This is a genomic window from Blastococcus saxobsidens, assembly GCF_002938435.1.
Taxonomy (GTDB): domain Bacteria; phylum Actinomycetota; class Actinomycetes; order Mycobacteriales; family Geodermatophilaceae; genus Blastococcus; species Blastococcus saxobsidens.
Genome location: NZ_POQT01000005.1, coordinates 140996 through 153611 on the forward strand (window position 1 = coordinate 140996; position 12616 = coordinate 153611).

At 73.5% G+C, this 12616-nt stretch carries 14 protein-coding genes and 1 other RNA gene; 2 read left to right on the forward strand and 13 right to left on the reverse strand.

All coding sequences use genetic code 11. The features are described from left to right. The 8 genes from C5507_RS04885 to C5507_RS04920 form a co-directional block, all read right to left on the reverse strand. Positions 1-942 carry a type II secretion system F family protein gene (locus C5507_RS04885; protein ID WP_104527454.1) on the reverse strand — a complete coding sequence of 314 codons (942 nt, stop codon included), beginning with the start codon at positions 940-942 and terminating at the stop codon, positions 1-3. A 2-nt stretch (positions 943-944) separates the two neighbouring features. Then, a complete protein-coding gene (locus C5507_RS04890) occupies positions 945-2363 on the reverse strand; it encodes a TadA family conjugal transfer-associated ATPase (protein ID WP_242610971.1) in 1419 nt (472 codons plus the stop codon). Positions 2364-2413: 50 nt separating this feature from the next. Next, on the reverse strand, positions 2414-3607 hold the full coding sequence (locus tag C5507_RS04895) for a CpaE/TadZ family protein (RefSeq protein WP_104527398.1): 1194 nt from the start codon (positions 3605-3607) through the stop codon (positions 2414-2416). Positions 3608-3662: 55 nt separating this feature from the next. Then, positions 3663-4403, reverse strand: a complete 741-nt coding sequence (gene cpaB / locus C5507_RS04900; protein WP_104527399.1) for a Flp pilus assembly protein CpaB — start codon at positions 4401-4403, stop codon at positions 3663-3665. Positions 4404-4415: 12 nt separating this feature from the next. Further along, the gene (locus C5507_RS04905; RefSeq protein ID WP_104527400.1) at positions 4416-5375 is read right to left on the reverse strand and encodes a pilus assembly protein TadG-related protein; all 960 of its coding nucleotides are present in this window, start codon (positions 5373-5375) and stop codon (positions 4416-4418) included. After that, positions 5363-5773 carry a TadE/TadG family type IV pilus assembly protein gene (locus tag C5507_RS04910; RefSeq protein ID WP_104527401.1) on the reverse strand — a complete coding sequence of 137 codons (411 nt, stop codon included), beginning with the start codon at positions 5771-5773 and terminating at the stop codon, positions 5363-5365. Before C5507_RS04910 ends, C5507_RS04905 begins: the two co-directional genes overlap by 13 nt. Before the next feature lie 93 nt (positions 5774-5866). Next, the gene (locus tag C5507_RS04915) at positions 5867-6097 is read right to left on the reverse strand and encodes a Flp family type IVb pilin (RefSeq protein WP_207225669.1); all 231 of its coding nucleotides are present in this window, start codon (positions 6095-6097) and stop codon (positions 5867-5869) included. 126 nt (positions 6098-6223) lie between these two features. Beyond that, a complete protein-coding gene (locus tag C5507_RS04920; protein ID WP_104527402.1) occupies positions 6224-6877 on the reverse strand; it encodes a prepilin peptidase in 654 nt (217 codons plus the stop codon). A gap of 238 nt (positions 6878-7115) precedes the next feature. On the opposite strand from C5507_RS04920, the gene C5507_RS04925 reads away from it, so the two are divergent. After that, on the forward strand, positions 7116-7757 hold the full coding sequence (locus tag C5507_RS04925) for a class I SAM-dependent methyltransferase (protein WP_242610970.1): 642 nt from the start codon (positions 7116-7118) through the stop codon (positions 7755-7757). 132 nt (positions 7758-7889) lie between these two features. Here C5507_RS04925 and C5507_RS04930 read toward each other — a convergent pair whose 3' ends face one another. From C5507_RS04930 to C5507_RS04945, 4 genes are all read right to left on the reverse strand, one after another. Then, entirely contained in the window at positions 7890-8657 is a 768-nt protein-coding gene (locus C5507_RS04930) for a hypothetical protein (RefSeq protein WP_104527404.1), read from the reverse strand. Between the two features lie 293 nt (positions 8658-8950). After that, positions 8951-9351: RNase P RNA component class A (rnpB, locus tag C5507_RS04935), an RNA gene on the reverse strand. 237 nt (positions 9352-9588) lie between these two features. After that, positions 9589-10308, reverse strand: a complete 720-nt coding sequence (locus tag C5507_RS04940) for a PIG-L deacetylase family protein (RefSeq protein ID WP_104527405.1) — start codon at positions 10306-10308, stop codon at positions 9589-9591. 57 nt (positions 10309-10365) lie between these two features. Next, the gene (locus tag C5507_RS04945; protein WP_104527406.1) at positions 10366-10725 is read right to left on the reverse strand and encodes a DoxX family protein; all 360 of its coding nucleotides are present in this window, start codon (positions 10723-10725) and stop codon (positions 10366-10368) included. Positions 10726-10749: 24 nt separating this feature from the next. Between C5507_RS04945 and C5507_RS04950 the strand changes: the two genes are divergently transcribed. Continuing rightward, positions 10750-11505: a sulfite exporter TauE/SafE family protein gene (locus tag C5507_RS04950; protein WP_104527407.1), complete on the forward strand. Its 756-nt coding sequence runs from the start codon at positions 10750-10752 to the stop codon at positions 11503-11505. 6 nt (positions 11506-11511) lie between these two features. Here the strand turns inward: C5507_RS04950 and C5507_RS04955 are convergent, their stop codons facing one another. After that, positions 11512-12606, reverse strand: coding sequence for a bifunctional RNase H/acid phosphatase (locus C5507_RS04955; protein ID WP_104527408.1), 1095 nt, complete (start codon positions 12604-12606; stop codon positions 11512-11514). Positions 12607-12616: the final 10 nt, after the last annotated feature.

The window sequence follows — 12616 nt, forward strand, 5'->3', positions numbered from 1 at the left end:
TCAGAAGGTGATCGCCACGGTCTTCTTGAGCCACAGGCCGCCGACCAGCAGCATCAGCCCCGCGGCGCCGAGCATGGCGTAGCCCACGAGGCTCTCGGTGAACTTCGCCAGGTACTCGGGGTTGCTGACCGAGAGGAAGCCGGTCACCCCGAACGGCAGGGCCATCAGCACGATCGCCGAGAGCTTGCCCTCGGCCGAGAGCGCCTTCACCTGACGGCGGATGGCGTTGCGCTCGCGGATGGTGTTCCCGACGGCGTCGAGCACCTCGGCGAGGTTGCCCCCGACCTCGCGGTGGATGGCGATGGCCTGCGCGACCCAGGTGAAGTCGTCACTGCCCATCCGCTCGGCGACCTCGTCCAGGGCGTCGTTGAGATCACGCCCGACCCGGGTCTCGTTGACGATCCGCGCGAACTCCTCCGACGTCGGCGCCTCGGCCTCGTGGGAGACGGAGTCCACGGCCCGCAGCAGGCTGTGGCCGGCGCGCAGGCTGCTGGCCATGAGTTGCAGCGAGTCGTCGAGCTGGTCGGCGAACGCGGACTGCCGGCGGCCGGCGCGGAACCCCAGGAGGAGCTTCGCGCCCAGGGGGACCAGCACGACGAGGAGGAGGGCCAGCAGCGGACCGCCGAGGAACCCGCCGAGCAGGGCGCCGGCAGCGGTGGTGAGCAGGACGACGAGGACGAAGTTCGGCAGCGTCATGGACATCCCGGCGCGCTCGAGGGCCGCGGCGCCGGCGGCGAGGCGGCCGCGCTTGAGCAGCACCTTCTCCACGGCGGCCCCGGCCGCCGCACCCGCACCGGCCAGCGCGGACGCCGGGGGCGCCACCGACGGGTCGAGGCGGCTCAGCGGCACCCGGGCGGGGCCGGACGGGAGGACGACGAGGGCGACGACAAGCAGCGCCGCGGCGATCGCGCCGACCCCGAGCACGAGGAGAGCGGTCGGCACGGTCACCACCTCCTGGGCGCGGCCGGCTCGACGGCGCCGAACACGCGCGGCGAGAGCGTGATGCCGAGGTCGTCGAACTTGTCGGTGAACCGCGGCCGGACACCGGTCGGCACCGGCTTGCCGAGGAACTTGCCGTGCGCGTCGACGCCGGCTGAGTAGTCGAAGAGGAAGGCGTCCTGGAGGGTGACGGTCTCCCCCTCCATGCCCTGCACCTCGGTCACGTGGGTGACGCGGCGGCTGCCGTCGCGCAGGCGGGTGATCTGCACGACGAGGTCGACGGCGGAGGCGATCTGCTCGCGGATCGCGCGCAGCGGCAGGTCCATGCCGGCCATGAGCACCAGCGTCTCCAGCCGGGCGATCGCGTCGCGCGGGGTGTTGGCGTGGACGGTGGACAGCGACCCGTCGTGGCCGGTGTTCATGGCCTGGAGCATGTCCAGGGATTCGCCGCCCCGGCACTCCCCCACCACGATCCGGTCGGGGCGCATCCGCAGGGAGTTGCGGACCAGGTCGCGGATGCTGATCGCACCCTTGCCCTCGATGTTCGGCGGCCTCGACTCCAGCCGGACGACATGCTCCTGCTGGAGCTGCAGCTCGACGGCGTCCTCGATGGTGACGATCCGCTCGCCCTCGGGGATGAACGAGGACAGCACGTTGAGCAGCGTCGTCTTACCGGTGCCGGTGCCGCCGGAGACGATCACGTTCAGGCGGGCCTGGACGCAGGCGTCGAGCAGCTCGGCCATCTCCGGGGAGAGGGTGCCGAAGTGGATGAGGTCCTCGACGGTGAACGGGTCCTTCGAGAACTTCCGGATGGTGAGCGTCGAGCCGCTGAAGGCCAGTGGGGGGATCACGGCGTTGACGCGCGAGCCGTCGGCCAGCCGGGCGTCGACCAGCGGGGAGGACTCGTCGATCCGCCGTCCCACCCGGGAGACGATGCGGTCGATGACCCGGCGCAGGTGCTCCTCGGAGGTGAAGCGCGTGGCGGTGCGCTCCAGCCGGCCGCTGCGCTCCACATAGATGGCGTCCGGTCCGTTGACCATGATCTCGCTGACCGCGGGGTCGTCGAGCAGCCGCTGGAGGGGGCCGTAGCCCAGCACGTCGTCGGCCAGCTCGGCGGTGAGCCGCTGCCGCTCGTCCGTGCTGAGCGGGACGTTCTCCTCCTCGACGACCTCGTCGAGCTCCTTGAGGACCACCGCGCGCAAGGCGTCCTCGGCCATCGAGGGGTCGTTCATCCGGCTGCCCATGCGCTCGAACAGCGCCTTGCCGACCCGGTCCTTCAGCCGGGCCAGGGCGTCGGTCGGCGGAGCGGGGGTGGCCGCCGGCCGGGGCTTGGGCAGGGTCCGGACGGCCGGGGTCGCAGCGGGCGTCCCCACCCGCGCCGTCACCTGCACCTGGTCGACGACCGGGGCCGGCTGCTCGCCCACGGGCGATGCTGCTCCGCCGCCCCGCGCGGCCTCCAGCCGCTGGGCGAGGTTCACGAGGACGCCCGGTGCTTGGCCCGGTACCGGCCGGACTTCATCAGCGGCGTCGCCGCGAAGCGGGACACCAGGCGGCGCAGTTCGCGCACCATCGGGTCCCGGCGTCCGCCGCTGGTCAGGATCGGGACGCCCTGGTTGGTGGTGGCCGGCACCGCCTTCGACCGGGGCAGGACGACGTCGACGCCGGTGCCGATCGTCGTCTCGACGTCGCGCACGGTCAGCCCTCCCTTGGGCTCGGCGAAGTTCATGACGACGTGCCGGCCGGCCGGGATCATGGCCAGCTCGCGGAGCACGTCGAGCTCCTTGCGCAGCCCGCGCACGCCGGGCACGTCCATGCTGGTCAGCATGATCACGTCCGAGGCGCGGTCCAGCGCCGCCAGCGTCTGCTCCGACAGGCCCGGGGCGGTGTCGACGACGACGTAGCGGAACTCGCGGGCCAGGGAGGCCAGCAGCCGGGTGACGTCCTCACCGGTGACCGTGTCACCGGCGGCCGGGGACTCCGCACCGCACACCGCGAACAGCCCGCTGGGGTGCTGGGTGAGGAAGGTCTTGAGCACCATGGTGTCCTCGGCCGCCGGGCCGTGCACCGCGTCGGGGAGCGTGTACTCGGGAACCAGCCCCAGCGCCGAGGCCACGTCGCCGAACTGCACGTCGAGGTCGACCAGCACGGTGGACTGCGGTGCCGCCTCGGTGAGCCCGATGGCCAGGTTCGTCGAGACGGTGGTCTTGCCGACGCCGCCCTTCGGTGAAGCGATGGTGATGACCCGCCCCGCGTAGCGATCGGTCTCGCTGGTCGGTCGCAGCACGCGGCGCCGACCGGCGGCCGCGCGCCCCGCCCGCTCGACGGCCGCACCGATCTCCTCGATGTCGGCGTCGGGCGGCAGCAGGTCGCGGATGCCGGCGCGCATCGCCGCCTGCCACATCTCCGGGGACGGCTCGGCCATCAGGACGACGGTGATACCGGGCGACTGCACGTCCAGCCGGCTGGCCAGGCTCAGGACCTCCGGAGCCGGGGCGTGCGGGCCGACGAGCAGCACGTCGGGCAGCTCGCCGTCGAGCAGCTGCTCGAACAGCCGCGCGAGATCGCTGGGCAGCCGGCCCGGCGGCAGGACGTGGACGTCGCCGTCGGTTGCCTGCTTGACCCGCAGGATCAGCTCCTCACCGGCACCGGCCAGGACGACGCGGCTCATGAACCCACCTCCGGTGCCGGAGCGGAACGGCTGCGCCGTGCTGTCGAGCGCCCGTTCATGAGTAGGCCTTTCCGTAGATGGTGTCCGGCGTCAGCACCTGGGTGCGGGAGACGTCGGGGTCCGCGGGCTCGAGGGACAGCCAGATGCTGGCGTGCTCGGCGGCGAAGACGACCGCCTCGGCCTGGGCGGCGGTGACGGCGAACGTGATCATGAGGCTGCCCGAGGGCGCGGGACCCGAGACGGGCGCCGCCGTGCCTTCTTCGGGCGGAGCGGGGGGCGCCGGGGCGCCCTGCACCTGGGTGACCAGCACCTCGTGCAGGACGGAGTGGGTGGTTCCCGGCTCGGTCATGGAGACGAAGAGCCCGACCCGGTCGCCGGCGGCCAGTCGCCCGCCCACGGCGCGCTGCGGCTCCAGGACGATGCTGACCTCCTGCAGGCCGTCGGGCACGGGCACCGCGCCGGGCGCCGGCAGCGAGTCGGGCCGCGCGAAGCGGCTGTCGAGCAGCTGCTCGCCGGCCTGCAGGTCCACGGTGGTGACGCGGTCGGCGAGCGTGGCCAGGTCGGTGACCCGACCGGGGAGCGCCGCCTTGGCCGGCAGCGCCTCGATGCGCACGAGGTCGCCCAGCGCGGTGCCCGCGGTGCCGGCGGGGATCAGTGCATCGGCGACCAGCACCTCGACGGTGCGCGCACCGGCGAACGCGCGGGCCTCCGCGCCGCGCACGTAGCTCACCAGGACGACGGTGCCCACGGCGATGAGGACGAGGGCCGCCGCGGCGGCCAGGAGTCGACGTCTCACGAGAAGGGGCCCCTATCGGATCAGTCGGAGGATGGAGGCGCCCATCTGCGGGGCGTCCGGGCTGTAGTTCCAGGCGTCGGACAGCTCGACGAAGCGGGTGAAGTAGCCGGTGATGCAGCGTTCGTTACCGCTGCACGGCTGGGGGCTCGTCTTGAACTGGCCGGTGAAGGAGTAGCCGGTCAGCCGGAATGCGGCGTAGCCGTAGACCCGGTACCAGCCCCCGCTGCCGGTCCCGCCGGCTTCGTCGAAGATCGGCAGCAGCACCGTCTGGCCGACGTAGGAGGCGAAGTCCGCGGCCGTGCACCCGTTGGACGGTGACTCGCCGGGGTCGGACTGGAGGATGCCGTCGATCTGGCTGGCGGTCCCGCAACCCCCCGCGCCGGTCGTGACGAAGCCGAAGCCACCCGGGATCTGGTTGCCCGACGGCGAGTGGCACTCCGGGGCGCCGTCGGTCTTGGTCAGGTTCAGCTTCTGCGGGGTCTCGTTCGACGGGACGGCGCCACCGGTCTGCTTCAGGAAGGCGCAGTAGGAGAAGGCGAGCGGCAGTACCGCGGTCCCCCGGCTCGGCGCGCCCCAGCCGACGGTCGCCGTGGCGGAGACCTGGCTGGAGTCGTGCCCGATGACGGGCGCGAACCAGTGCTCCTTGGGGGCGCCGCCGGTGACGGTCACACTGAGCGGGTCGCTGCTCAGGACCGGCTGGCCGGCCGTGCCCGTGGGGTCGTTCAGGGTGATCAGCTCCTGGGCCGTGGCCAGCATGTCGCCGCAGTTGCCCCGCGAGCAGTCCTGCGCGACGGCGATCGCGGCGGCATCGGCGGCCACCTGGAGCCGGGCGCGCTCGGCGTAGAGGGCGCCGATGTCGACGGCGATGGCCGCGAACCCCAGCATGGGGACCAGCAGCAGCGCGAAGACGACCGCGGTGGCGCCGTGCTCGCCGGCCAGCCGGGCGCGGACGCGGGAGGTCAGCCGTTGCATCGCATGACCCCCGTTCCGGTGAGTTCGATCCCGGTGCCGAAGAAGCCGGTCAGGTACGACTTCGGGTAGGTGATGGTGAGGCGGACGGCGGTGTCGCCGGCTCCGGTGGTGGGGCAGGTGTCCACGGTCCCGCCGACGATGACGATGTCGATCTGGTCGTCGGTGATCGCCGGGTTCAACGAGGCGGCCGCCTCGCGGACCACGGCTCGCGCGTCGACCGGGTCGTTGCGCAGGGCCATGGCGCGCACCCCCTCGCGGGCGGCCGCCGAGAGGGTGCCCTGCACCTGGAAGGCGTGGCCGAACTCGACGATGCCGATGACCAGCACGAGCAGCAACGGCACGATGAAGGCGAACTCGACCGCGGTCGCACCGCGCTCGTCGCGCAGACGTCGGATCATCCCTGGTCACCGCCCTCCTCGTGCATCGGCGCAGCGGCCCCGGGAAGAGGGCCGCTGCGCCGGATCGCTACGTCGTCGCGCAGCAACGAGTGGTCAGGGAGTCGTGGTCGTGGTGGTGCCGCCGGCCCCACCCAGCTTGGTCGTCACCGTCTCGAACAGGCCGTTCAGCTGCCCACCGAGCGCGGTCACGGCCACGATGATCACCACGGCGATGAGACCGACCATGAGGCCGTACTCGACCGCGGTCGCACCCTTCTCGTCACGACGCAGGCGCTCCTGGGCGAACGCGACGAAGCTGGCGATGGTGGCGTAGGCGTTGATCACGTGTACTCCCTGAGAGGTCGGCCGTCCGGCAGGGTCGGCTGACCCGGCCTGTGCGGCTGCTAGGGAGGGTTGTCGGGTCCTGGCCGGGGTGACTTGAGCGGTCGTCCCCCGAAAGGGTGAGCCGCCTCAGGGGGTCGGGGAGCCGACCGCGACGGCCACCGCCGCACCGAGGAGCATCGCCGGGCCGAACGGGAGCTCGGAACGCAGCCCGATGCGGCGCGCGGCCAGGAGCAGGAGGGCGAGCGCCGCTTGCACGACGAAGCCGGCCGCCGCTCCGAGCAGCACCGCGTTCCAGCCGAGCCAGCCCAGGGGCAGACCGACCAGGCCGGCGAGCTTGACGTCCCCCATGCCCAGGGAGCGCGGGGAGATCAGCGCCATGACCAGGTAGCCGGCGAAGAGCCCGACCGCGCCGAGCCCCGCGCGCAGCAGCAGGTCCCAGCTGCCCTCGGCGGCCGCGGCCACGGTGAGCAGTGCGGCAGTGACCCCGGCGGCCGGTGCGATCACCCGGTTGGGCAGCAGGCGGTGCCGGAGGTCGATGACCGTCAGGAGCACGCCGGCCCCGGTGACGGCGAGGAAGGCGGGCAGTTCCCAGGCCAGCCCGAAGCGGGCGGCGACGAGCGCGAACAGCACCGCCGTCGCCAGCTCCAGGACCGGGGGGCGCACGGCCCAGCGGGCGTGCGGGCCTGCGGTGCCGTCCGACGGGAACCTGCCCGCGGCCCGGTTGGCCCCGGCGCCGGCCAGCAGGCCGAGCGCCGCGGCGAGGGCGACGACGGCGATCACCGGGCGCCCCCCAGGCCGACGTGCCTCACGGCACCCACCCTCGCACAGCCGGCCGCCGCTCCCGGGGAGCGCACGGGGAACGGCCGGGCTGCTCCGGCGGATCACCCGGCCCCCGACCTCGTCGTGCGCCGCCCGCGCCAGGCGCGGCGACCGCCGGTAGGCCAGACTGCCGGACGTGATCGCGGAGGAGTCAACCCCCAGCCGGACCGCTGCTACCGGGTCCTATCGCGGGCATGGCGTGCACGCCGCGCCGGGAGTGCACGAGTACGCGGTCGAGCTGGCCCGCCAGGCGCTGCCCGAGGGCGGACGGATCCTCGAGGTCGGTGCCGGATGCGGCGCGCTGGCCTGCCGGCTGCAGGATGCCGGATTCGTCGTCGTGCCGACCGACCTGGACCCACCGCACGACTGGATCCACCGCCTCGACCTCGACGATCCCGAGTGGACCGAGGAGACCCGGGGTCCCTTCGACCTCGTGATGTGCGTGGAGACGCTGGAGCACGTGGAGAACCCGCGGCAGGTGCTGCGGTCGATCCGCGCGCTCCTCCGGCCCGGGGACCGGATCGTCGTCAGCACCCCGAACATCACCCACCCGCACTCGCGGCTGAAGATGTTCCTCCGGGGGGCGCCGTTCATCTTCGGGCCGAAGCACTACCACCAGCCCGGCCACATCTCGATCCTCCCCGATTGGATGCTCGTCGAGCACGTCCGCCTGGCCGGCTTCACGGACGTCACGGTGACGACCGGCGGCAGCACCTGGTTCCAGGGCCCGCGCCGCCTGGTCCACCGGGTCGAGATGGCGCTGCTGTGGGTGATCGGTCTGCGTCTGCGGCCCGACTCGGGCGAGGGCATCTGCACGTTCGTCACCGCGGTTGCCGTCTGACGGCGGCGAGGTGAAGGCCTCGCCCTGCCGTGACGGCGTGGTTCGCGAGCGGCCGGGGTCACGGGCCGGGACGAACGGCGGTGGCGCCGGGCAGGAGGTTCCCTGCCCGGCGCCACCGTGCGTGCGTGTCGATCAGGCCTGGTCGGCCTGACGACGGCGGTAGGCGACGGCACCGGCAGCAGCCGCACCGACCGCAGCCAGGGCACCGACACCGATCGCGGCCTGGTTCTCCACGCCGCTGGTCGCGCCGGCACCGGTCTCGGCACCACCGGCGGGCGTGGTGCCCATCTGCGCGGCCTTCAGCGGGCCACAGGCGGCCGGGGCGGTGGCCTCCATGGGCAGCGAGGGGTCGAGGTCGCTCTTGATGTCGCCGTCGTAGGCGCCCGAGCCGTCCTTGTCCACGCCGTGCACCACGAGGACCGCGGTGCCGGCCGCGAAGGCCTTCTGCACGTCCTCGGTGATGGAGAAGGTGCGCTCGTAGGTGAGGGAACCACCCTCGGCGGTCGGGAACCGGTCGACGGCCAGGCCGCTGTCGGGGCTGGTGTCACCGGTCGTGGTGAGCGAGGTGCCGATGGCGCCGTAGGCGGGCGCGCCCTCGGTGGTGCTCAGGAAGCCGTCGCCGTCCTTGTCGTCGGCGTCGGTCGGGCACACACCCTGGGCGCCGATGTGGAAGTGCTGGGCGTGCGGGGACCCGGCGAGCAGGTTGGACGCCTTGACCGTCACGGTCGCCTGGTCGCCCTTGAGGGTCACCATGCCGGTGCCGGTGACGCCCGACTGGTTCAGGGCGCCGAGGGAGGCCTGGTAGCTGCCGTCGTGGTCGGCCAGGGCCGTGCCCATGGTGAGCAGCGGGAACGCCGCCGCGGCGATGGCGACGGTCGGAAGTGCGAATGCCTTGCGCATGGAAACTCCTGTGTCTGGGAGGTGGTCCTCCCGGGCGGGAGGGTCGGGCGGGGGTCCGATCGGTTCCGGCTCCCCGGTGGGGCACGGCGCGACGCACGCGCCGGTCGGGCAGCCGGGTCGGGGAGGACCCGGCGTAGCGGCGCCACCCGGACCGGGGTCCGGGGTGTGCCAGGCCACAACAGGCCTTCGGCTCCCATGCCCTGGACGGTTCACTTCGAACGCGGACAATCCGAACTAATCCATGACGATTCGATGACACGCCGACTCCACCTGCATGGATGCAGGGGAGGCGACGGACGAGTCGGCCTGTACGCCGGGTTCTGTCCACGGGTGCCTCGCGGCCTCCCGATGGGCGGTCATCCATCTAGGCCTGCCGTTGCCGGCAGGCTCGAGCGGTCTACCCGCAGGCTCGGGCGGGCCGCCCTCGAACGCCTGCGCGGGCCGACGGCGGACCGTCGTCCCTTCTTGACCTAGCTCCGGGTGGGGTTTACCGAGCCACACCGGTCACCCGGTGTGCGGTGGTCTCTTACACCGCCGTTTCACCCTTACCAGTGCGAGCACTGGCGGTCTGTTCTCTGTGGCACTGTCCCGCGGGTCGCCCCGGGTCGCTGTTAACGACCACCCTGCCCTGTGGAGCCCGGACGTTCCTCGGCGGCGGGGTCTCCCCCGCCGACGCGACCGCCCGGCCGACTCGTCCGTCGTGCCGGCCAGTCTAGGGGGCGGGCACATGGATCCGGCTGCGCACGGGTAGTCACCGGCGATCCCCGCACACCATCACCCGGACAGGAGCACGCCATGGGACTGATCTCAGGACTCGTCAAGGCCAACCTGCTCAAGCGACTGCTCAGCCGCTTCAGCAGGCGCACGCGCTGACGCCCCGTGGAGAGGGCGCGCTCGAGCAGCCGGCGCGCGCCCGCCCACGGGGACCGGACTACCCCCAGTAGAGCCGGAACCCGACCCGCCGCCGGCCTTCCCCGGTCGCCGTCGACATGTCCACGACCTGCCGCGCCTGGGCCTCGACCGGCTCGTCCGACAGCAGCTCCAGGTAGCGGCGGTGCTCGGCCAGCGACTCGACCGCCTTCTCGACAGCCCCGCTCACGTCCACCTCGTGCGGCGGGTCGACCAGCTCGCTGACAGCGATGTACTGCACGCCGCGCCACGGCTCCCCGACCAGGTCCGGGAAGATCCACTCGTTTGCGGCGTCGGCCACGGCGTCGACCACCGACTGGCCCAGCGCCCGGTGGTCGGCGGAGTTGACGTATGCCGGGGAGATCCCGGGCGGGGTCCAGGTCGCGCCGAAGTACCCGGTGACCACCAGCTCGGGGCGGTGCCGCCGGATCGCGCCCGCGAGGTCGCGCCGCAGTTCCGGTCCGGCCGCCAGGGTGCCGTCCCGGTGGTCGAGGAACTCCACCTCGGTGACGCCGACGACGGCGGCCGAGCGGCGCTCCTCCTCCTCGCGGATCGGCCCCGCCTCGACCGGCGGCACGCCCGCCATGCCCCCCTCACCGCGGGTGGCGAGCAGGTAGTGCACCTCCTTGCCCGCCGCCGTCCACACCGCGACGGCGGCCGCCAGGCCGTACTCGATGTCGTCGGGATGGGCGGCCACGACCAGGGCGCGCTGCCAGTCGTCGGGCATCGGGGTGGGAGGCATCGGCCGAGTCTGCCGTCGATCCGTCCCCGTGAGGAGCCCGGCGGTCGCGCGGGGAGGTCAGCGGCTACGGGCCACCCGGAGCGCAGCCGCCACCATCGGCACCTGCAGCGGGAGGCGCACGGTGGCGATCGCCAGGGGCACCGGCTTCCCCTTCGCGACGCGGAACATGTGCAGGTGCGCCGGCACGAAGGCCAGCAGCAGGGCCACCGCTGCCCAGCCACCCGCCCGCCGGGTGGCCGGCGCGGCCAGCAGCGCCGCGGCGCCGATCTCGGCCACCCCGCTGGCCAGCACCCATGCCCGCGCATCGCCCAGCTCCGGCGGCACCAGCCACTCGTAGGTGCGGGGCCGCACCAGGTGCAGGACACCGGAACCGCCCAGGAGCGCCCCCAGCCACGTCGCGTCCGCCGGCTTCCGCATGTGCACACCGTAGGGTGCCCGGTCGTGTCCCCGGTCGACCTGCTCGTCGCGGCCGGCGTCGCCCTGGTGGCCGGCGTCGTCAACTCCATCGCCGGCGGCGGGTCGCTGATCCTGTTCCCCACGCTGGTGGCGCTCGGCCTGCCCACCGTCGCGGCCAACGTGACCAACTCCGTGGCGCAGTGGCCCGGGTACCTCGGCGGCGTCGCCGGCTTCCGGGCCGAGTACGCGGGGCAGCGGAGCCGGCTGGTGCGCTTCGGGGCCGTCGCGGTGCTGGGCGGGCTCACCGGCAGCGTCCTGCTGCTCACCACCCCGTCGGAGGCCTTCGACGGCGTCGTCCCGGTGCTCGTGCTGCTGGCCAGCCTGCTGCTCGCGGTGCAGCCGCTGCTCACCCGCCGGCTGTCCGGCCGGGCGGCGCGTACGGGGGGCCGCGACCCGGTGTGGCTCCACCTGGCCCTGTTCCTGGCCACCGTGTACGGCGGCTACTTCGGCGGCGCGCTCGGCGTGATCCTCGTCGGCGTGCTGGGCATCGGGCTGCACCGGCTGAAGCTCGCCAACGCGCTGAAGTCGGCGCTGTCCGCGGTCACGGCCACCGTCACGCTGGTCGTGTTCGGCATCTTCGGGCCGATCGACTGGGCGGTCGTCGGTGTCGCGGCACCGGCGAGCCTGGTGGGCGGGTTCGTGGGTGCCCGGATCGCCACCCGGATCCCGGCCACGCCGCTGCGCGTGCTCATCGTCGTGTTCGGCGTGGCCGTCGCGGGCTACCTCTTCGCGCGGGCCTGATCCGGCTCAGCGCAGGTGCGCGGTGTCGTTCACCAGGCGGACGGCGGAGCGCCCGTCCGACGACCAGGCGATCGAGCTGAGCGACGCCGCCTCGAGGAAGACCCGGTGGACGACGTCCGGCCCCGTGGCCAGCCCGGCCGCCAGCATCAGCTTGATCGGTGTCACGTGGCTGACGACGAGCACGGTGCTGCCCGCGTGCCGGGTGAGGATCCGCTGCCGTGCCCGCTCCACCCGGCCGGCGACATCGGCGATCGACTCCCCGCCCGGTGCCGCGACCGTCACGTCGGTCATGAACCGGCGCACCGCCAGCGGATGCCGCGCCCGCGCCTCGTCCGAGGTCAGGCCCTCCAGGGTCCCGAAGTCGAGCTCCACGAGGTCGTCGTCGAACTCCACCGGGAGCCCCAGTCGCGCCGCCACCGTCTCCGCGGTCTCGCGGGTGCGGCGCAGCGGTGAGGCGACGACCACGTCGATCCCCAGCTGGGCGGCCCGCTCCCCCGCGGCCTGGGCCTCCGCGCGGCCGGTGCGGGACAGCGGCAGGTCGTTGCGGCCACTGAAGCGCCGCTCGGGGGTGTGCTCGGTCTGCCCGTGGCGCAGCAGGTGCGTGACGGTGGTGACGACGGGCGCCGGCTCGGCGGTGGGCTGGACGTCGTCCGCGGCGACGCTGGGCTCGGCGGCGGCGTTCCGGTGGATCGGCCGGCCGTCCATCGCGCTGTTGGCCAGGGCGTCGGCGGCGCCGTTCTGCGCCCGCGGAACCCAGGTGTAGCGGACGTCGCCGAGCTTGCGGGCGATCGCCCGCGCCTGCAGGGCGAGCTGCTGCATGTCGGGGTGCTTGATCTTCCAGCGGCCCGACATCTGCTCCACGACGAGCTTGGAGTCCATGCGGACCTCCACCTCGGCCGAGGCGTCGAGGTCCAGCGCCGCCTGCAGCCCTGCGACCAGGCCGCCGTACTCGGCCACGTTGTTGGTCGCCCGCCCGACGGAGGCCGCGCGCTCGGCGAGCACCCGGCCGGTCTCCGCGTCACGCACCAGGGCGCCGTAGCCGGCCGGTCCCGGGTTGCCCCGCGATCCGCCGTCGGCCTCGACGACGAACCGGCGGGTCACCGGGCACCCT

Coding starts and splice junctions, on each gene's coding strand:
- C5507_RS04895 (WP_104527398.1), bottom strand. CDS start 3,607: ATGAGCCGCGTCGTCCTGGCCGGTGCCGGTGAGGAGCTGATCCTGCGG.
- C5507_RS04905 (WP_104527400.1), bottom strand. CDS start 5,375: ATGCAACGGCTGACCTCCCGCGTCCGCGCCCGGCTGGCCGGCGAGCAC.
- C5507_RS04910 (WP_104527401.1), bottom strand. CDS start 5,773: ATGATCCGACGTCTGCGCGACGAGCGCGGTGCGACCGCGGTCGAGTTC.
- C5507_RS04930 (WP_104527404.1), bottom strand. CDS start 8,657: ATGCGCAAGGCATTCGCACTTCCGACCGTCGCCATCGCCGCGGCGGCG.
- C5507_RS04940 (WP_104527405.1), bottom strand. CDS start 10,308: ATGCCTCCCACCCCGATGCCCGACGACTGGCAGCGCGCCCTGGTCGTG.
- C5507_RS04945 (WP_104527406.1), bottom strand. CDS start 10,725: ATGCGGAAGCCGGCGGACGCGACGTGGCTGGGGGCGCTCCTGGGCGGT.